Origin of the sequence: Streptosporangium sp. 'caverna', from assembly GCF_003203775.1 — a bacterium.
GTDB classification, from domain to species: Bacteria; Actinomycetota; Actinomycetes; order Streptosporangiales; family Streptosporangiaceae; genus Streptosporangium; species Streptosporangium subroseum.
Window position 1 is genome coordinate 580,242 of sequence record NZ_CP029711.1, and the last position, 16,647, is coordinate 596,888.

Annotated in this window: 19 protein-coding genes and 1 tRNA gene; 14 read left to right on the forward strand and 6 right to left on the reverse strand. The window is 67.8% G+C overall.

The features are described 5' to 3' along the window. Positions 1-115: 115 nt before the first annotated feature. The 4 genes from DKM19_RS02775 (at position 116) to DKM19_RS02790 (ending at position 1,888) form a co-directional block, all read left to right on the forward strand. Positions 116-598 (forward strand): CarD family transcriptional regulator, encoded by a 483-nt coding sequence (locus DKM19_RS02775; protein ID WP_030924410.1) that lies wholly within the window; start codon positions 116-118, stop codon positions 596-598. A 2-nt stretch (positions 599-600) separates the two neighbouring features. Next, positions 601-1,095 carry a 2-C-methyl-D-erythritol 2,4-cyclodiphosphate synthase gene (gene ispF / locus DKM19_RS02780; RefSeq protein WP_110694348.1) on the forward strand — a complete coding sequence of 165 codons (495 nt, stop codon included), beginning with the start codon at positions 601-603 and terminating at the stop codon, positions 1,093-1,095. A gap of 166 nt (positions 1,096-1,261) precedes the next feature. After that, positions 1,262-1,528 carry a GlsB/YeaQ/YmgE family stress response membrane protein gene (locus tag DKM19_RS02785; protein ID WP_110694349.1) on the forward strand — a complete coding sequence of 89 codons (267 nt, stop codon included), beginning with the start codon at positions 1,262-1,264 and terminating at the stop codon, positions 1,526-1,528. 93 nt (positions 1,529-1,621) lie between these two features. Next, entirely contained in the window at positions 1,622-1,888 is a 267-nt protein-coding gene (locus DKM19_RS02790) for a GlsB/YeaQ/YmgE family stress response membrane protein (protein ID WP_110694350.1), read from the forward strand. Between the two features lie 556 nt (positions 1,889-2,444). Here DKM19_RS02790 and DKM19_RS02800 read toward each other — a convergent pair. Further along, positions 2,445-3,962: a DUF2637 domain-containing protein gene (locus tag DKM19_RS02800; protein ID WP_162641243.1), complete on the reverse strand. Its 1,518-nt coding sequence runs from the start codon at positions 3,960-3,962 to the stop codon at positions 2,445-2,447. 472 nt (positions 3,963-4,434) lie between these two features. Here DKM19_RS02800 and cysS point away from each other — a divergent pair, with 472 nt between their 5' ends. The 3 genes from cysS (at position 4,435) to DKM19_RS02815 (ending at position 6,986) form a co-directional block, all read left to right on the forward strand. Further along, positions 4,435-5,829, forward strand: coding sequence for a cysteine--tRNA ligase (gene cysS, locus DKM19_RS02805; protein ID WP_110694353.1), 1,395 nt, complete (start codon positions 4,435-4,437; stop codon positions 5,827-5,829). A 23-nt stretch (positions 5,830-5,852) separates the two neighbouring features. Next, positions 5,853-6,842, forward strand: coding sequence for a 23S rRNA (guanosine(2251)-2'-O)-methyltransferase RlmB (gene rlmB, locus DKM19_RS02810; RefSeq protein ID WP_110694354.1), 990 nt, complete (start codon positions 5,853-5,855; stop codon positions 6,840-6,842). A 71-nt stretch (positions 6,843-6,913) separates the two neighbouring features. Beyond that, positions 6,914-6,986, forward strand: a tRNA-Thr gene (locus DKM19_RS02815). A gap of 388 nt (positions 6,987-7,374) precedes the next feature. Here DKM19_RS02815 and DKM19_RS02820 read toward each other — a convergent pair. Together DKM19_RS02820 and DKM19_RS02825 are read right to left on the reverse strand one after the other, a co-directional pair. Continuing rightward, positions 7,375-7,590: a hypothetical protein gene (locus DKM19_RS02820; protein WP_110694355.1), complete on the reverse strand. Its 216-nt coding sequence runs from the start codon at positions 7,588-7,590 to the stop codon at positions 7,375-7,377. Positions 7,591-7,871: 281 nt separating this feature from the next. Further along, a complete protein-coding gene (locus DKM19_RS02825) occupies positions 7,872-8,435 on the reverse strand; it encodes a GNAT family N-acetyltransferase (RefSeq protein WP_110694356.1) in 564 nt (187 codons plus the stop codon). A gap of 150 nt (positions 8,436-8,585) precedes the next feature. On the opposite strand from DKM19_RS02825, the gene DKM19_RS02830 reads away from it, so the two are divergent. Next, entirely contained in the window at positions 8,586-9,281 is a 696-nt protein-coding gene (locus DKM19_RS02830) for a methylenetetrahydrofolate reductase (protein WP_239514055.1), read from the forward strand. Between the two features lie 283 nt (positions 9,282-9,564). Here the strand turns inward: DKM19_RS02830 and DKM19_RS52460 are convergent, their stop codons facing one another. Then, the gene (locus DKM19_RS52460) at positions 9,565-9,687 is read right to left on the reverse strand and encodes a hypothetical protein (RefSeq protein ID WP_255415495.1); all 123 of its coding nucleotides are present in this window, start codon (positions 9,685-9,687) and stop codon (positions 9,565-9,567) included. 251 nt (positions 9,688-9,938) lie between these two features. On the opposite strand from DKM19_RS52460, the gene DKM19_RS52465 reads away from it, so the two are divergent. Together DKM19_RS52465 and DKM19_RS02845 are read left to right on the forward strand one after the other, a co-directional pair. Further along, complete coding sequence (locus DKM19_RS52465) at positions 9,939-10,067, forward strand: hypothetical protein (protein WP_255415496.1); 129 nt, start codon at positions 9,939-9,941, stop codon at positions 10,065-10,067. Positions 10,068-10,185: 118 nt separating this feature from the next. Then, entirely contained in the window at positions 10,186-10,560 is a 375-nt protein-coding gene (locus DKM19_RS02845) for a hypothetical protein (RefSeq protein ID WP_162641244.1), read from the forward strand. Between the two features lie 51 nt (positions 10,561-10,611). Here the strand turns inward: DKM19_RS02845 and DKM19_RS02850 are convergent, their stop codons facing one another. Then, positions 10,612-11,070, reverse strand: coding sequence for a GNAT family N-acetyltransferase (locus DKM19_RS02850; RefSeq protein ID WP_204358630.1), 459 nt, complete (start codon positions 11,068-11,070; stop codon positions 10,612-10,614). A 184-nt stretch (positions 11,071-11,254) separates the two neighbouring features. On the opposite strand from DKM19_RS02850, the gene DKM19_RS02855 reads away from it, so the two are divergent. From DKM19_RS02855 to DKM19_RS02865, 3 genes are all read left to right on the forward strand, one after another. Beyond that, positions 11,255-12,193 carry an aldo/keto reductase gene (locus DKM19_RS02855; RefSeq protein ID WP_110694360.1) on the forward strand — a complete coding sequence of 313 codons (939 nt, stop codon included), beginning with the start codon at positions 11,255-11,257 and terminating at the stop codon, positions 12,191-12,193. Positions 12,194-12,537: 344 nt separating this feature from the next. Continuing rightward, positions 12,538-13,377: a helix-turn-helix transcriptional regulator gene (locus DKM19_RS02860; RefSeq protein ID WP_110694361.1), complete on the forward strand. Its 840-nt coding sequence runs from the start codon at positions 12,538-12,540 to the stop codon at positions 13,375-13,377. A gap of 276 nt (positions 13,378-13,653) precedes the next feature. After that, the gene (locus DKM19_RS02865) at positions 13,654-14,481 is read left to right on the forward strand and encodes a helix-turn-helix transcriptional regulator (protein ID WP_110694362.1); all 828 of its coding nucleotides are present in this window, start codon (positions 13,654-13,656) and stop codon (positions 14,479-14,481) included. A 3-nt stretch (positions 14,482-14,484) separates the two neighbouring features. Here the strand turns inward: DKM19_RS02865 and DKM19_RS02870 are convergent, their stop codons facing one another. Continuing rightward, complete coding sequence (locus tag DKM19_RS02870; RefSeq protein ID WP_110694363.1) at positions 14,485-15,393, reverse strand: helix-turn-helix transcriptional regulator; 909 nt, start codon at positions 15,391-15,393, stop codon at positions 14,485-14,487. A gap of 176 nt (positions 15,394-15,569) precedes the next feature. Here DKM19_RS02870 and DKM19_RS02875 point away from each other — a divergent pair, with 176 nt between their 5' ends. Next, on the forward strand, positions 15,570-16,406 hold the full coding sequence (locus DKM19_RS02875; protein ID WP_110694364.1) for a helix-turn-helix transcriptional regulator: 837 nt from the start codon (positions 15,570-15,572) through the stop codon (positions 16,404-16,406). Positions 16,407-16,647: the final 241 nt, after the last annotated feature.

Genomic DNA, 16,647 nt, shown 5'->3' on the forward strand with positions numbered 1-16,647 from the left:
GAGCGCTTGTCAAGCCATAAGATGCGGCTTTGACCTGCAGTTATGGTGATTTCACTGTTCCGGGAGGCTGTGGATACGTGGTACTCTTGAGTACAGCGGAAGGGGTACTTGTCACATGACTTTCCAGGTCGGCGACACTGTCGTCTACCCCCACCACGGGGCTGCTCGGATCGAGGCGATCACGACCCGAACCATCAAGGGTGAGGAAAGGACCTACCTGGTTCTTAAGGTCGACAAGGGCGACCTTACCGTCCAGGTGCCGGCAGACAACGCCGAACTCGTCGGTGTTCGCGATGTCGTCGGACAAGAGGGCCTTGAGCGCGTTTTCGACGTGCTTCGCATGCCTCACACCGAAGAGCCTACGAACTGGTCCCGCCGCTATAAGGCCAACCTTGAGAAGTTGGCGTCCGGTGACGTCAATAAGGTGGCCGAGGTCGTTCGCGACCTATGGCGACGAGACAGGGAACGCGGACTCTCCGCAGGAGAGAAGCGCATGCTGGCAAAAGCACGGCAGATCCTGGTTAGCGAGCTCGCGCTCGCCGAGAAGACCAACGAGGACAAGGCCGAGGCTCTGCTGGATGAGGTTCTCAACTCCTGAACATGACATTTCCACGGGTGGGCGTCGGAGTCGACGTCCACCCGTTCGCATCCGGACGCGAGTTGAATCTCGCGGGCCTTCACTGGCCGGGCGAAATCGGCCTGGACGGTCACTCCGACGGTGACGCGGCCGCTCACGCCGCCTGTGACGCACTGCTGTCCGCGGCGGGTCTCGGCGATCTGGGCGGGCTGTTCGGCACTTCCGATCCCCGCTGGGCGGGAGCCTCCGGCGTCACCCTGTTGCAGGAGGCCGCCCGCAAGGTGCGCGCCGCAGGCTTCGAGATCGGCAATGTGGCCATCCAGGTGATCGGCAACCGGCCCAAGGTGGCACCCCGCCGTGCGGAGGCCGAGAAGGCGCTCAGCGCCGCCGTGGGCGCTCCGGTGAGCGTCATCGCCACCACGACCGACGGGCTGGGGCTCACCGGGCGTGGCGAAGGCGTGGCGGCCGTCGCCACCGCGATCGTGGTGAACCTCAACCCGCAGTCAGGCGTCTCTTAGTACGGAGCGTGAAAACGCTCCGGCGGGCGGTGCGGAATGCTCGTCGTACGTCCGAGGCGGTGGCCCGTTTCCTGGCGCGGTACGGGCCACCCCCTTTTTCCGGATGATCTGTGAATGTCCTGGGTAGCCCCCTAATGACCATGTCTCGCAACAGGGGGAGTCGGACATGATTGGATCGATTGTTTCGGCGATCATCATCGGGGCCATCATCGGGGCGTTGGCACGACTCATCGTTCCCGGGCGGCAGAACTTCAGCTGGGGCCTGACACTCGTCGTCGGCATCGTCGCGGCGCTCATCGGCACGCTCATCGCGAGCGCGCTCGGGTTCGCCAACACGCGGGGGATCGACTGGTGGGAACATATCCTCCAGCTCGCGCTCGCGGTGCTGGGAGTGTTGCTCGTGGTCCAGATGGGGGCGAGGAAAACCCGCTGATCAGGAATTTTTCCATCGACAGGAATAACCTTGACCTGGGGGGTATCCACCTTCTTGTGAGAGTGAAGGGATCACGCTCACTGGGAGGTTGTAATGACTATCGCGTCCATCCTTGGGGCCATCGTCATCGGCGCTGTCATCGGCGCCCTCGGGCGGCTGCTGCTTCCCGGTAGGCAGCCGATCGGCTGGATCCTGACCATCGTCGTCGGCATCGTCGCAGCGCTCATCGGTACCGCGATCGCGCAGGTCCTCGGCGTGGCCACCACGAACGGCATCGACTGGATCGAGCTCGTCATGCAGGTCGTCCTCGCCATCGTCGGTGTCGGCCTGGTCGCCGGCCTGAGGCGATCCAGGGTCTAAAAAAATCCAGAGTCCAAAAAACGGGATGGACCATCCCGGCCACCTCACCGAGGCATAACTGGACACCCTCCGGTCCGGAGGTGCCCGCGGTGACGCGCACGATGTCACCGCTTTCCAGGAGAACCCGCTCGGTCCCATCTGCACCGAGCGGGTCTCGGCCGTTTCACGCCGGTTCGAGGAGTGTTCCGAACCGGCTTCCGGCCGCTCCTGAAACGGGCACGGAGGTGAGCAATCGCCGGTCCGCAGCGGGGCGCCGCTCACCAACGTGTGAGCGAATAGCTGCGGGCCGGTCCAAAATCGCGCGGAAGCCGTCGGCGGACAGATCCGGCACCGTACGGAAGCCGCGGACGGGTAGGTCCACCACCGTGTGGAAGCCGTCGGCGGACAGGTCCAACACTGCCTGGAAGCCGCAGCCGGACAGATCCAACATCGCGTGGAGGCCGCCGTCGGGCAGGCTCCGCGGAGGAGAAGCCGCCCCTGCCCGCGGCCTCTCCCCAAAGGTCACCGCGCCCGGCTGTCCCTTCGGATCAGGCCGGGGACGCCGGAGACCAGGTTCTCATTCGACCGGGGGGATCGGGGTGCTGCGCATCCGTCCCGAAGGCGGGGCCACGGTGTCCTTCTCGCGTGATCCGATCCCGAAGTCCTCCTCGGGGTCGGCGGCCTCGACACCGTGCGCGGGATCCGGGGACGATCCGTCGGCCGTCTCATCCTCGTCGGCCGTCTCGCCCGCCGTGCGATCGGTCGTCTGATCGGGCATCGTGCGGATGGGCTGCGTGTCGGCGTCGCGGTCGTTCACCTCGGCGGCCTGCTCCGGCGCCTCCTCCGAGGCGTCGGTGCCGGAGTCCCAGGTCCCCACCCGCTCGCTGATCCTGCTGTCGGGCCCGGACTCTTCTTCCCGCTTCTCTTCCCGTTTCCGTACGGCGTCCTGTGCGGTCTGAGTCCGCGCGGCCTCGGGCGCGGCCTGCTCCCGTACGGCCTCCGGCGCGGTGCGGGGTGGATGGACGAGCATGTCGCCCTGGCGGGGCCGTACCAGATCACCCCAGCGCATGGGCTTGGCCGGCGGGGGGACCTGGGGGGCCGGGGAAACCTCAGCCACCTCAGCCACCTCGGCCACCTCGGGCGTCTCCGGGGCGGGGGTGGGACCGACCACCGGGACGCTCGCCGGAAGATCGTGGTGCGGGGCGGACTCCAGCGGAGGGGCGGCCTGCGGGTCGAGCATGATCTCGGCCGCGGGATGGTGGACCAGCTGGCCGGGGCGGACCGACGGGGCCTGCCGATCGTGCTGAACGGGCAGGTCGTGCTGGTCTCGCCGACCCGGCTGGTCGTGCCGGAGCGAACGGTCGAACTCGTCGTGCCGGACCGGAGGGACAGGCTCGTCGTGCTGGGCCGAATGAATCGGCTGGTCGCGCCGGACCGGTTCGTCGTGCTGGGCCGAATGGGCCGGCTGGTCGCGCCGGACCGGCTCGTCGTACTGGACCGGCTGGTCGCGCCTGACCGGGCGGTCGCGCTGAAGCGGGTCCGGATGGACCTGGAGGTCAGGGCGGCTCGGGCGGGTCCTCCACTCCGGCTGGGCCGGGTGTTCCGCGGTCGGCAGGTCCGCGTCGGGGAACGGCACGATGTCGCGCTCGTGGTCGGTCGGCGCCTCGTCGACGGCGCTCCGGCGCGCGGCGGCATGCTTGATCAGCAGGAGCCAGAGCCACAGGGCCACGACCAGGATCACCCAGGGGGCGACGGCGACCACGACGGCCGCCTGCCGTACGTCCATCGCCGCCGTGGTCCGCATGGCGGTCGTCACCTCGGCGGTGGCCGCGGCGGCGAACAGCAGCACCAGGATCACGCCTGCCTGAAGGCGGACCGGCCACCGCCCGCCTCTCAGCAGGAGCACGCCGATCATCGCGATGACGAGCAGCGCGTCGAAGGCCGCCGGGTAGAGATAGGCGAGGTTGGGGCGGGCCTCGCCGATGATGGCGAGGTCACGCAGGTCCTCGAAGGAGAGCACGCAGGCGGCGGCGGTGAGGGCGGCTACGCCGACTCCGGCGACGGCGATCCCGGCGCGTCGCAGGGCAACGGTCACTCGGCTCGGTTCGGCGGGTGCGGACAGGATTGAGGACGGGCGGGAGATCGAGTCTGCCGCCGCGGGAGATTTCACGTCCATGGCGTCTCGAGCCTACAGAATCAGCACGCGGAGTGATCGACGGAGTCGATCAGGAAGATCGGGAAAGTTGCCCGGGGAGAGAAGCCTGACGGGGGACGGGCGACGGAGCCGTCCGATGGCGTGCGCGTGGGGTGGCCGATCTTCAAGCATGCCGTACACGGCGGGGACGGAGGAGCCGCCCGGGCGGGGTGCGCTCCGATTCGCAAGAACCGGCCGTATGGGTGCGGTGGCCGGTCTGGCGTGTCATTTCTCACTGGGTCGATCTATCTGGTGGATCTTTAAGTGGGTATGACCGGCATTGGCCACTTAATGTCCACAAAAGACTCTGCAAGGAGGCTTCAACGTCGCGCAACCCGGCTTGTGAGGCGAGGTGAGGCATTAACCTGGCCTCGTGAGTCTGCACCTATACGACACCAGCGTACGTACGGTCCGTGAATTCGTTCCGGTCGAACCCGGCCGGGCCTCTATCTACCTGTGTGGTGCCACCGTGCAGGCCCCGCCGCATATCGGGCACATCCGCTCCGGCGTCAACTTTGACGTGCTCCGGCGCTGGATGACCCGGTCGGGCTACGAGGTCAACTTCTGCCGGAACGTCACCGACATCGACGACAAGATCATTCGAGTCGCGGCGACCGAGGAGGTGCCGTGGTTCGTCATCGCCGAGCGTAACCAGCGCGCCTTCACCTGGGCCTACGAGGTGCTCGGCTGCCTTCCTCCGACGGTCGAGCCGCGAGCCACCGGCCACGTGCCCGAGATGATCGAGCTGATGGAGCGGTTGATCGCCGCCGGTCACGCCTACGCCGCCGAGGGAGACGTCTACTTCGACGTCATGTCCTACGCGGACCGGTACGGCTCGCTGTCCAACCAGAAGCTCGAGAACATGCGGGCGGCGGGCGACACCGAGGCCGACTGCAAGCGTGATTCGCGTGACTTCGCACTCTGGAAGGGTGAGAAGCCGGGCGAGCCGACCTGGCCGACCCCGTGGGGCCGCGGCCGTCCCGGCTGGCACCTGGAGTGCTCCGCCATGGCGACGAAGTATCTCGGGTCGACCTTCGACATTCACGGCGGCGGCGTCGACCTGATCTTCCCGCACCACGAGAACGAGCTGACCCAGTCCCAGGCGGCCGGTGACGGCTTCGCGCGCTACTGGATGCACAACGGCATGCTCAAGATCGGCGCGGAGAAGATGAGCAAGTCGCTCGGCAACTCCCTGCTGATCCCCGAGGTCATCAAGAAGGTCCGCCCGGTCGAGCTCCGCTACTACCTGGCGGCCCCGCACTACCGGTCCCCGATCGAATACTCGGAGGAGGCGCTGTTCGAGGCCGCGACGGCCTACCAGCGCATCGAGGGCTTCGTCACCAGGGCGGCCGAGGTCATCCACGACGTCGACGCGCATGCGCCGCTGCCCCAGGCGTTCTCCGACGCGCTCGACGACGACCTGGCCACCTCGCAGGCGCTCGCCGTGGTGCACGAGGTGGTCCGTGAGGGCAACGTCGCACTGGCTCAGGGCAACAAGGAGCAGGTCGCCAGGTTGCTGGCCGAGACACAGAACATGCTCGACGTGCTCGGTCTCGACCCGCGCTCGGAGCAGTGGCGCTCCTCAAGCCGCGACACCGGCATGCGCGCGACCGTTGACGCGCTGGTCACCGTGGCTTTGGAGCAGCGGCAGGCAGCCCGTGCCCGAAAGGACTTCGCGGCGGCGGACAGCATCCGTGACCAGCTTGCCGACGCCGGGATTCATGTGGAGGACACCCCCCAAGGTCCGCGTTGGGAACTGTCGCGGTAAAAGCAGGCCGTACTCTAGTCAGCATGGCTGGTGGGGGTAACAAGGGGTCCGGGCGACCCGCGAAGAAGAAGAGTCCGAGCAAGGGCACCGGCGGCAATGTCCGCCGTGGTCTGGAAGGCAAGGGGGCTACCCCGCCGGCGCACCTGCGGCACTGGCACAAGGACAAGGCGCGCACCGAGCGGATCGATCGCGAGGAGAAGGGCGGCGGATCTTCCTCCGCCCGCCCCTCGATCTCCTCTCGCACCACGGTCCGCACGAGGCGGAGCGAGGACGCGCCGGAATACATCGGCGGTCGCAACCCCGTCGTCGAGGCGCTCAGGGCGGGTGTGCCCGCGAGCACGCTCTACGTCGCCATGCGCATCGACAACGACGACCGCGTCAGGGAGTCGATCCGGCTCGCCGCCAACAACGGCATCGCCATGTTGGAGGTCGGCAGGGACAAGCTCGACCGCATCACCGAGGGCGCGATCCACCAGGGCATGGCCCTGCAGATCCCGGCGTACGACTACGCCCACCCCGAGGACCTGGTCCGCATCGCCCAGGACGCCGGTGAGGCACCTCTGATCGTCGCGCTCGACAGCGTGACCGACCCGCGCAACCTCGGCGCCATCGCCCGTTCGGCCACCGCCTTCGGTGCTCACGGCATGGTCATCCCGTCCCGTCGTTCGGCCGGAGTGACGGGAGGCGCCTGGAAGACCTCGGCGGGCACGCTGGCCACCATGACGGTCGCCCGTGCGGCCAACCTCACCGCCGCGCTGCGCGAATATCGCGACGCCGGCCTGTTCGTGATCGGCCTGGACGGCGAGGGCACGGTGGACATCGGCGACAGCGATCTCCTCGACGGCCCGCTGGTCGTCGTCGTGGGCTCGGAGGGCAAGGGCCTGTCCCGCCTGATCCGCGAGTCCTGCGACATGATCGTCCGTATCCCCATGCAGGGTGCGGCCGAGTCCCTCAACGCGGGTGTCGCCGCGGGCATCGCCCTTTACGAGGTGGCCCGCCAGCGTCGTCGCTAGCTTTTCCGGGTTCGCCGCCCTGTCCCGGTGACGTGCGGGGCGCGGGCCGACTACACTCGTCTGGCGACCGTGCCGACGTAGCTCAATCGGCAGAGCAACAGTCTTGTAAACTGTAGGTCAGGGGTTCGATTCCCCTCGTCGGCTCGCATACAAAAGGCCAGGTCAACCAATCTCCGGTGACCTGGCCTTTTGCTGTTCACCGCAACTTTGTGATCTTCCGCGCCCGTTGCGTGCCCGATGGCTTCTCGTGCCCGCCTGCCCGTGCCTTCTTGAACGCCTGCCCGAGCGATGGCCTTGTCCCGGTCCTGACCGGAGTGCTGGTAGATCAGCGCCGCCCGCGTGGAGGAGTGCCCCATACGAGACATCAACTCTTTGAGACCAGCCCCGCTGGAGGCCGCCAGGGTGTCGCCGATGGCGTGACTGACGCTGTCTGACCGCCTTCGATGGAGCGGCGACCACGCCCTGCACCTGGATCGGCGCGCAGGCCGGACCATCCTTTTGTGGCTGCCGAGCCCAGGACGAGGAGGCCGCGTCAGACGGTCGGCGAAGCGGCGCCGCCTGCGCCCTTGACGCGGCGGGTACGGCCGAGCCGGTAGAGGACCGTGACCAGCGCGACGAGGACCAGGCCGCCGAGGCCGTAGCGGACGGCGTCGCCGAGGTCACTGGCGATCACCACGGTCTCCGCGCCGACCAGGACGGGGAGGAGCGCGGGGAGCTGGACGGCGGTGCGGGAGGCGGGAGCGGCCATGGTCTTCTCCTTGGCGGGTGGCGGATATCGGTCGTTCGAGGGCTTGGCTGCAGGAGAGCCCGTCCCCGGCCCGCGCGAGATGCCTGTCTGCCGAGAGATGGCGGTTCGTGCGGCGCTTTTTAAAGGTAACGCTACCTAGTTAGGATTACAACCTAGATAGGTACGACTACCCGCCTGGGCGCGCGAGGCTCCAAGGTCTACGGGTGCGGAGCCTCTCGCATTCGCTCTATAGATACTTGTGGTGTTCCGCAGGCCGTGCCGCTCCGCCAAGCGGCGATTGCTCACAGGGCGAGATCGCGGCGCCACCTGTGCAGAGTGATGTCATGGCCCTTGCGTTCAAAGGTCATCGGCTCCTCGTCGGCCATGTGAAAGCCGGTAGCCTGTGCTACCGCGACGCTTGCCGCGTTTGCTGGATCAATCCGTAGAACCAGCCCGCGCATCCCGAGCGAGGTGCGGGCGTAGCCGGCCATCAGCTCAACAGCACGAGCCGCCAACCGCTCTCTCCGGTGCTGAGCACCGATCGCGTAAGCAAGTTCGGCCACCCCGGGCTCATCGGCCGTACGGAAGAGCAGAACCTCCCCTTGTGCTTCACCGCCATCCCTAGTGATCGCGAGTTGCATGCCGCGATCAGCGGCACGCGCTCTACGCGACTGAGACAGGTACTCCTGAGCGGCGTCGAAGTCGAACGGCGAACGTAGGGGAGTCCAGCGAGCGACCTGTGGTTCGTCGAAAAGGGCGACCATGACAGGAAGGTCTTCGTCGGTCCACTCGCGGAGGTGAATCCCGAGGCCCGACAGCCGGATATCGGGAGGAAATGGACCTTCAGTACTATCTGGCGCCATCATGAAGTTGATTATGCTTGGAAACGCTCTGGCGGCTTTGCCTTGGAGCGCTTTCGGTAGGGTTCCAGCATGTCTGATCATCGTTTCGAGCTGGTTTGTGAGATCGAACCTCCTACCCGGCCGGACCTGACGCGGGTACGCCATCAGATCGGCGTGTTGAGCGCGGTGGCCGACTCGTTCCTGATCCCTGACAACCACATCGGGCGGGCGACGGTGTCGAGCGTGGCGGTCGCCCACGAGGTGCAGGCGATGGGCGCCCGAGGCATCGCCTGCCTGAACTCCCGCGACCGCAACCTGCTCGGACTCCGCAGGGACCTGCTGACGGCCTCCGCGTACGGGGTGGAGCGGTTCTTGTTCGTCTACGGCGACAAGCCCACCGTCGGCGGGCGCACCAGCGAGTTGACGGTGCGGGGCATGATCGAGGAAGCACGGGGCACGGCCGAGGACCCGGCGTTCGCCGGCCGTCGGCCCTTCCAGGTCGGCGTCACGTCCGGCCTGCGCCCGGTTCCGACGTGGAAGAGCGCGGCGGACTTCGTGTTCGTCCAGGTCAGCTACTCGGTCGATGCCCTGCTGCGCTGGCGCGAGAGCGTCTCCCTGCAGGTTCCCGTCTATGCCGGGGTGATGGTGCTGGCCAGCGCGGGTATGGCCCGCAACCTGGCGGCCACCATCCCGGACATCGACATCCCCGGCCAGCTGGTCGCCGACGTCGAGCGTGACCGCAATGCCGGGGTGGACGCGGCGTGCGAGCAGATCCTGGCCATTCGCGACAGCGGCGCCTTCGACGGCGTGCACCTGGTGCCGGTCAGCCGATATCGAGAGGTCGCGGCACGTCTCGAACGCGAACTGTGAACGCCCGGCAGCCATCCTGACGAGGCGTTCGAGCTCTGGCACGAGGAGTGCGCGCGGTCGCGTGACATCGTGGACGTCGTCGAGTCCCTCGACATCTGACATATCGGGAAATGCCCACCGGTCGGCGTATGTGCGAAGACGGCCTTGATCCTCCCTCCCCGAACTGTTGTCCCTCCGGGGTTGGACGAGGCCGGTGGGGAGATCCAGCGGGCGGGTGGCGTCGGTTGAAGTCGCTGCTGAGGTAGCCGTGAAACAGCGAGAACGGACCGACACGACTCCCGGGCTAGTCGTTGAAGTAGTGGCCTTCGTCGATGTCCGGGATCAGTGCGGGCCCCTCAGGCTTCCATCCCAGCCGGTCACGGGTCAGTGCGCTCGACGCCGGGTTGTCGATCGCCAGGATCATCATCGGCTACACCAGCAACCTCATCGTCACCCCGGCAGCGCGCGAACTGCGCCACCGGCACCCCGACGCCGCCGTGCAGACCCTGCATCTGGCATCGTCGAAGGCGTCGAGGACAAATTCGAACTCATCGCCGGCGGGCAGGCCGTATCCATCGTCCCAGCCGGCAGCCTCCACGGCAGCCCCCGCCCCGACCTCACCACGGTCCCCCTGCACGGACCACGGTCCCCCTGCACGGCGTCGAGCCGAGCCACGTCGTGCTGGCCACCCGTGCGGACGATCGCAACCGCCTCGTGGCCGCCTTCCGCAAATACGCCCAAGCCCACCTCGCCGGTCCCGATCCGGCCGAACCGGCAGGCGCCACTCCCGTACGCGCCGAGGGATGACCGGCCGTATCAACGGCTCGATCGGACACGGCCTGGCCGAAGGGTCATAGCGGGGCGCCGGGCGCGGCGATCATTGCCCTTCGTGGATGGATCGCTACTTTGTGTATGCATCCTGTCGATGCGCGAAATCGGAATCGTCCCGACTGACCGGAAGAAGGACATGCACAGCAACCGCCGCCCTGGCCCCCTTGTCATGCTCGTCTCAGCGTTGGCGATCGCCACCGTCTGCGCCCTCACCTCCGCGGCGGCGGCCGCGGCTCCTCCCATCGACGGCGTCGCCGCGGCCAAGAAGAAGGCCGAACAGTGCTCTTCGGGGGCGAAGCGGTGTGCCGAGAACCCCGACGGCGGCCGTAAGGTCAAGGACGAGGCCAGGCAGGCGCCGGACGACGCCGCGTCGGTCGCGGGCGGAACGTGCGAGGTGAAGCTGCCCCCCAAGCCCAGGGCCTCTGACGACTCCGCCCCGGCGACCGGTATGTGCAAGCTGGGCTCGTGACCTCCCTGAGTATCCGTATCCAGGGGATGCCGCCGCTCTCCGCCGCCGGAACTAGCCCTCGCCGAGCACGAGCATGATGTGCTCGTGCTCGCCGTGCCGGACCGTGCCGGTGCTCGTGAAGCCGCATTTCTCCAGCAGTCGCACCGAGCCGGTGTTGCCGGTGAAGGGGTCGGCGTAGAGCGGGCGGGTCTTCTCCTGCCGGAGAAAGAGCGTCAGTGCCTTGGTGCCGATGCCCCGGCCCCAGTATCGGCGGGCGAACACGTATCCGATGAAACGCGTGTCCTGCTCCCACCAGGACACGACATTGCCGGCCGGCTCGCCGTCCACGGTGACCGTCCGCACCAGGACGGTGGGATCTCCCAGGACCTTCGTGGCCCAGTGGGTCATGAAGGTCTCTCGATCCCGGGGCGTGAACTTCGACCGCCGGACCGTCTCGGGGTCATGCTCCTGCTCGAAGAACAGCTCCAGATCGGCTTCTTCGACATCTCTCAGCCGCACATCGTCGCTCATGCTGAGCGAGTCTGGCATCAGGGGGTGACAGTTCTCCTCCGCCGGCTGCTCCGGCGCGTGTGCACCCCCGCGGGGAGTGGCGTCGCGCCTGGAGTCCGCTCCAGGCCGGGTCACGATGAATCCGGCGCATCGTCGCGTGGCGCGACTTGACCTGGAGTGGACTCCAGCCTGCATCGTGGTTTCCATGACACACATCCCCCTCGCCCTGGGCACCATCCCGTTCGGCACCGTTCTCGACGACAGGGCCGTGTTCACGATCCTCGACCGGTTCGCCGAGGCCGGTGGCGCGCTGCTGGACACCGCGAACAACTACCCGTTCTGGAACGAGGGGGCCACCGGCGACGAGAGCGAGCTGGCCATCGGCCGCTGGCTGGCCGCCCGGGGCAACCGCGACCGGATGGTGCTGAGCACCAAGTGCGGCGGACGGCCGACCGTTCCCGGCGATCGGACCCTGGACTCCGCCGAGGGGTTGTCCGCCTCGGCGATCGCCGCGGCCGCCGAGGGCAGCCTGAGGCGGCTGGGCGTCGATCACGTCGACGTGTACTGGGCTCACATCGAGGATCGCTCCGTCCCCCTGGAGGAGACCTTGGGCGCCTTCGCCGAGCTGGCGCGGGCGGGCAAGGTCCGCGAGATCGGCGCGAGCAACGTGCCGGCCTGGCGTCTGGAGCGCGCCCGTGCGACCTCGCGGGCAGGCGGCTGGCCGCTCTACACCAACGTGCAGCTCCGGCACACCTACCTGCGGCCCCGGCCCGGAGTACGGCTGCCCGAGGCGGGCCACGTCCTGGTCCAGGACGACATGCTCGACTACCTGCGCTCGGAGCCCGGCCTGACCCTGTGGGCGTACAACACGCTCATGTTCGGCGCCTACACCCGCGAGGACCGTCCGATCCAGGAGATCTACGACCACCCGGGCACCACGCGCGGGCTCGCTGTACTGCGGGAGATCGCGGGCGAGCTGGGCGTGACCGTCAACCAGGTGGTGCTGGCCTGGCTGATCGGCGGAGACGTCACGACGGTCCCGATCGTCGGCGTGAGCTCCATCGCCCAGCTGGAGGAGGCCCTGGGCGCCCTGGATCTCAAGCTCGACGGCGAGCACCGCGCCCGTCTGGACGCCGCCCGGTGACGCGCCCGGCGGGCCGGGCCGCTGAAAGGCCGGTTCGATCCCGAACTTTCAGGTCGTTCGAACGCGGAGGAGGAGCGGCCGGTCGTACGGATGCCGGCCGTTCATCCTCGCGGGACTGCGGGGCTGCGGGGCTGCGGGGCTGCGGGGCTGCGGGGCTGCGGGGCTGCGGGGCCGTGGGGTCGGTTGCGGGTTGCGGGCTGCCGGGGTCGTGGGGTCGTCCGCGGAGCCGTGGGGCCGGAGGGGTTGAGAGTGTCCCGGCTCGGTCGTGCCTGGTAGGGGGCAGTTTCTGACCCTGGGTGCAGCACTGCCACCCTCTCAATGGATTCCTGACATACCATTACGAAATGGACAGCGACAAGCTCCTTGGGGAGTTCTTGCGCGCTCGGCGCGAGGCCACCACGCCGGTACAGGCGGGGCCGCTGAGCTCTGGTCCCCGCCGGACGGCGGGACTGAGCCGGGAAGAGCTGGCGATGCTCGCCGGCGTCAGCCTCGACTACTACACCTGTCTGGAAGAGGGATACGAAGGCCGCCCGTCCAAGCGCGTGCTCGGTGCCCTGGTGCGGGTGCTGGCCCTCGATCCCGAAGCCGCGGCGCATCTGCACGAGCTCGCCGACCCGGGAACACCGCAGGGCAGGACGATCGGCCAGTCGCAGCGGGTCAGCCCGGAGCTGCTGCGGCTGATGCGCGGCTGGCCGCGGACCCCGGCGATGGTGTGCGGTCTCCGGATGGAGGTGCTGGCCGTCAACCCGGTGTCCGCCGTGCTCTACCGCGGAATGAAGTACATGGACAACCTGCTCCGGATGGTCTTCCTGGACCCTGCCGCGCGCGAGTTCTACCGGGACTGGGAGCAGGTCGCCAACGCCAGGGTGGCCCACCTGCGCACCGCCGTGGGGCCGGACCTCGACGATCCGTACCTGACCGAGCTGATCGGTGAACTCTCGATGGAAAGCGCGGACTTCCGCCAGATGTGGGCCCGCCCCGACCCACCCGTCATCCCCTGCGAGACCCGTGAGACTAAGCACTTCTACCGCCATCGCGAGGTCGGCAACCTGACCCTGACCTGCGAGGTGTTCAACGTCAACAGCGCCCCCGGCCAGCAACTGATCACCCTTCACGCCGAGGCGGGCAGTTCTTCCGAGCACGCGCTGTCCCTGCTGGGCAGCCTGGCCGCCACGACGTTATGACGGTCTCCTCGCCGGTGGGATGTTCGAGATGCCGTAGCGGGACCGACCTCCTCTCCCCGGCCGGTCATCGGCGTGATGCCGGGCGGCATCGCATGCGTGGTCGCCGCGGACGAGAAGCCTGTCCGCCGTCCCTTCGGTCTCACCGTGGCCGGGGGACCTTGTCGCCCCGCCTGTCCTGCCACCGGGATCCTCGGGCAGGATCCAGCGTCCCATCCGGACCGTTCCTGGGAGCGATGCTGCCACCTTTTCGGCTTATACCAGGCGTACGGTTACAAAATGGACAGCGACAAGCTCCTCGGTGAGTTCCTGCGCGCCCGGCGCGAGGTCACCACTCCCGAGCAGGTGGGACTGCTGGACGTTGGTCTCCGCCGTACGCCGGGGTTGCGCCGGGAGGAGGTGGCGATGCTGGCCGGGGTCAGCACCGACTACTACGTCCGTCTGGAACAGGGGCGTGAACGCCGTCCGTCCGACCAGGTGCTGACCGCCCTCGCCCGGGTCCTGTGTCTCGGTCCCGACGCGACCGACTACCTCTACGAACTCGCACACCCCCTGGCACGACCGCACAAGCAGGGAAGCCAGATGGAGCAGGTCAGTCCGGAGCTGCTGCGGCTGATGCGCGGCTGGTCGCACATCCCGGCGTTCGTGACCGGCCGCTGGCTGGACGTACTGGCGAGAAACCCCCTGGGCAGCGTCCTCCACGATGGACTGGAGTACGCGGACAACCTCCTGCGGCTGGTCTTCCTGGATCCCGCCGCGCGCGAGTTCTATCCGGACTGGGAGCATGTCGCCAGGGTCAGGGTGGCTCACCTGCGCGGAGTCGCGGGAACGGACCTCGACCACCCGTACCTGATCGAGCTGGTCGGTGAACTCTCCCTCAAAAGCGCGGACTTCCGTCGCCTGTGGGCGCGCCATGACGTATCCGGCATCGTCAGTGAGGACAGGCGCTTCCACCATCGCAAGGTCGGTGAGCTGGACCTGACCAGCGAGGTGCTCAGCGTCGCCAGTGCCCCGGGTCAGCAACTGGTCATCTTTCATGCCAAGCCCGGCAGCTCCTCCGAACGGGCACTGGCCCTGCTGGCCGACCTCGCCGCCCTGACGCGATGAGGGTCACAACGTGACCGGTGGGCTGTGACCGGCGTTGGACGAGAGCTCGGGTGAAGGTGGTGAAGGCTGAGGGGAGGAGTCGAGGCCGGCGTCCTGGGCGGCGATGCGGCCCAGAGCCTTCAGAGCGTGTTCGGAAGAGCTTCCCGGCTCGGCGGACATGATGATGAGCTGCTGGCCGGGAGCGCCGTTGACGGTCAACGCCTCCCAGGAAAGAGCCAACTCGCCGACGTCGCCGTGGCGAAGCCGCTTGACCTCGCTGAGTCTGGTCCGCACATCATGGCGTGCCCACAGGCGACGGAAATGCTCGCTGTGAGTGGAGAGTTCCTCGACCAGCTGGGGCAGGAACGGGTCATGGGGGTTCGCTCCCACCGCGATGCGCAGCTGGGCCGTCTTGGCGCAGGCGGCCTTCTCCCAGTCCGCGTAGAAGTCCTTCGCCTGTGGGCTGAGAAAGATCGTCCGCAGGCAGTTGTCCTTGTGGGTGAGCCCCTTGTAGAGGGCCTCGGTCAGGGGGTTGGTGGCCAGCACGTCCAGCCGGCGGCCGATCACAAATGCCGGCGTGTGATTCCAGCTTTTCAGGAGCCGCAGCAGGCTCGGACTGACCTGCTCCATCCGGTTGCCCTGCCTGTACGGCCGTGCAAGGGGGTGCGTGAGTTCGTAGAGATAGTCAGTGGCGTCGGAGTCGAGACGCAGGACTCGCGCGAGGGCACCCAGCACCTGGTCGGACGGACGGCGTTCGCGTCCCTGTTCCAGGCGGACGTAGTAGTCGGTGCTGACCCCGGCCAGCATCGCCACCTCCTCCCGGCGCAACCCCGGCGTACGGCGGCGTCCGGAATGCTTCAGACCGACGTCTTCAAGGGTCGTGGCTTCGCGCCGGGCGCGGAAGAAGTCGCCAAGAAACTTGTCACTGTCCATCGCAACACGTTATGGGGGAATCGCGGCAGGAAGGTGGCCCCATTACTCCCACGCAGCGTGCTCCCGGCGAAAGTGGCACTCCATGACATGCCAGAACCAACCTTGAGGGGTAAGAGGGCGGAACCTGGGAGTAGCGCGGCCACCCTGTTAACGAATAAATGACATACCGTTACGAAATGGGCAGTGACAAGCTTCTGGGCGAGTTCCTGCGCGCTCGGCGCGAGGTCACCTCGCCGGAGCATGTGGGGATGCTGCGTTCCGGTCCCTCCCGGACGCCGGGACTGCGCCGGCAAGAGGTGGCGATGCTGGCAGGGGTCAGCACCGACTACTACGTCCGCCTGGAACAGGGACGCGAACACCGTCCGTCCGATCGGGTGCTCGACGCCCTGGTACGGGTGCTGAACCTCGGCCCCGAAGCGGCGGCGCACCTGTACGAGCTCGCCCATCCCGGGTCGCGGCAGCGCGCGACGACCCGCCGGACGGAGCGGGTCGACCCGGACCTGCTGCGGCTGATGCGCAGCTGGCCGCACACCCCGGCGCTCGTGTTCGACCGCTGGCAGGACGTGCTGGCCAGGAACCCACTGGCCGCAGCCCTCCACAGCGGACTGAAACGCACGGACAACATGCTCTCGCTGGTCTTCCTGGATCCCGCCGCGCGCGACTTCTACCGGGACTGGGAGCGGATCGCCTGCCTCAGGGTGGCCCAGCTGCGCGCCGCCACGGGAGCGGATCTCGACAACCCGTACCTGACCGAACTCGTCGGCGAGCTCTCCCGGGAAAGTGCGGACTTCCGCCGGCTGTGGGCGCGTCATGACGTGTACGGCATGAGCCGGGAGATCAGGCGCTTCCGCCACCACGAGGTCGGCGACCTGGATCTCGTCTGCGAGTTGTTCGGCATCGTCACCGCCCCCGGCCAGCAACTGGTCATCTTTCATGCCGAACCCGCCAGCCCTTCCGAGCAGGCACTGACAATGCTGGGCAACCTCGCGACCATGGCGTCGTGCGACCCCTGATCTCGGGTGCGTGCCACCGGCTCCGATGACGGGCTCGGAAAGCCGGTGACGCCTTCGCGGTCGAAAGCCGGTGACGCTTCTGCGGTCGCCTGACGTCGGCTGATCTTTTGTTCCCGGAGAGGCCGGGAGCCCCTGGCACCGGCCGATCCTCGTTGTCCAGCCGGACCGGTGGAAACGGGGAGATCTCGCCCGTATACGGGCGCGGGATGTCCGGTGCGATGCGCATAGGTGCGCGCTGACC

Coding starts and splice junctions, on each gene's coding strand:
- DKM19_RS02825 (WP_110694356.1), bottom strand. CDS start 8,435: ATGATGGCGCCAGATAGTACTGAAGGTCCATTTCCTCCCGATATCCGG.
- DKM19_RS02865 (WP_110694362.1), top strand. CDS start 13,654: ATGGACAGCGACAAGCTCCTCGGTGAGTTCCTGCGCGCCCGGCGCGAG.
- DKM19_RS02850 (WP_204358630.1), bottom strand. CDS start 11,070: ATGAGCGACGATGTGCGGCTGAGAGATGTCGAAGAAGCCGATCTGGAG.
- rlmB (WP_110694354.1), top strand. CDS start 5,853: ATGGCTGGTGGGGGTAACAAGGGGTCCGGGCGACCCGCGAAGAAGAAG.
- DKM19_RS02870 (WP_110694363.1), bottom strand. CDS start 15,393: ATGGACAGTGACAAGTTTCTTGGCGACTTCTTCCGCGCCCGGCGCGAA.
- DKM19_RS02875 (WP_110694364.1), top strand. CDS start 15,570: ATGGGCAGTGACAAGCTTCTGGGCGAGTTCCTGCGCGCTCGGCGCGAG.
- DKM19_RS02790 (WP_110694350.1), top strand. CDS start 1,622: ATGACTATCGCGTCCATCCTTGGGGCCATCGTCATCGGCGCTGTCATC.
- ispF (WP_110694348.1), top strand. CDS start 601: ATGACATTTCCACGGGTGGGCGTCGGAGTCGACGTCCACCCGTTCGCA.
- DKM19_RS52460 (WP_255415495.1), bottom strand. CDS start 9,687: ATGATGATCCTGGCGATCGACAACCCGGCGTCGAGCGCACTGACCCGT.
- DKM19_RS02860 (WP_110694361.1), top strand. CDS start 12,538: ATGGACAGCGACAAGCTCCTTGGGGAGTTCTTGCGCGCTCGGCGCGAG.
- DKM19_RS02820 (WP_110694355.1), bottom strand. CDS start 7,590: ATGGCCGCTCCCGCCTCCCGCACCGCCGTCCAGCTCCCCGCGCTCCTC.
- DKM19_RS02845 (WP_162641244.1), top strand. CDS start 10,186: ATGCGCGAAATCGGAATCGTCCCGACTGACCGGAAGAAGGACATGCAC.
- DKM19_RS02855 (WP_110694360.1), top strand. CDS start 11,255: ATGACACACATCCCCCTCGCCCTGGGCACCATCCCGTTCGGCACCGTT.
- DKM19_RS02775 (WP_030924410.1), top strand. CDS start 116: ATGACTTTCCAGGTCGGCGACACTGTCGTCTACCCCCACCACGGGGCT.
- DKM19_RS02785 (WP_110694349.1), top strand. CDS start 1,262: ATGATTGGATCGATTGTTTCGGCGATCATCATCGGGGCCATCATCGGG.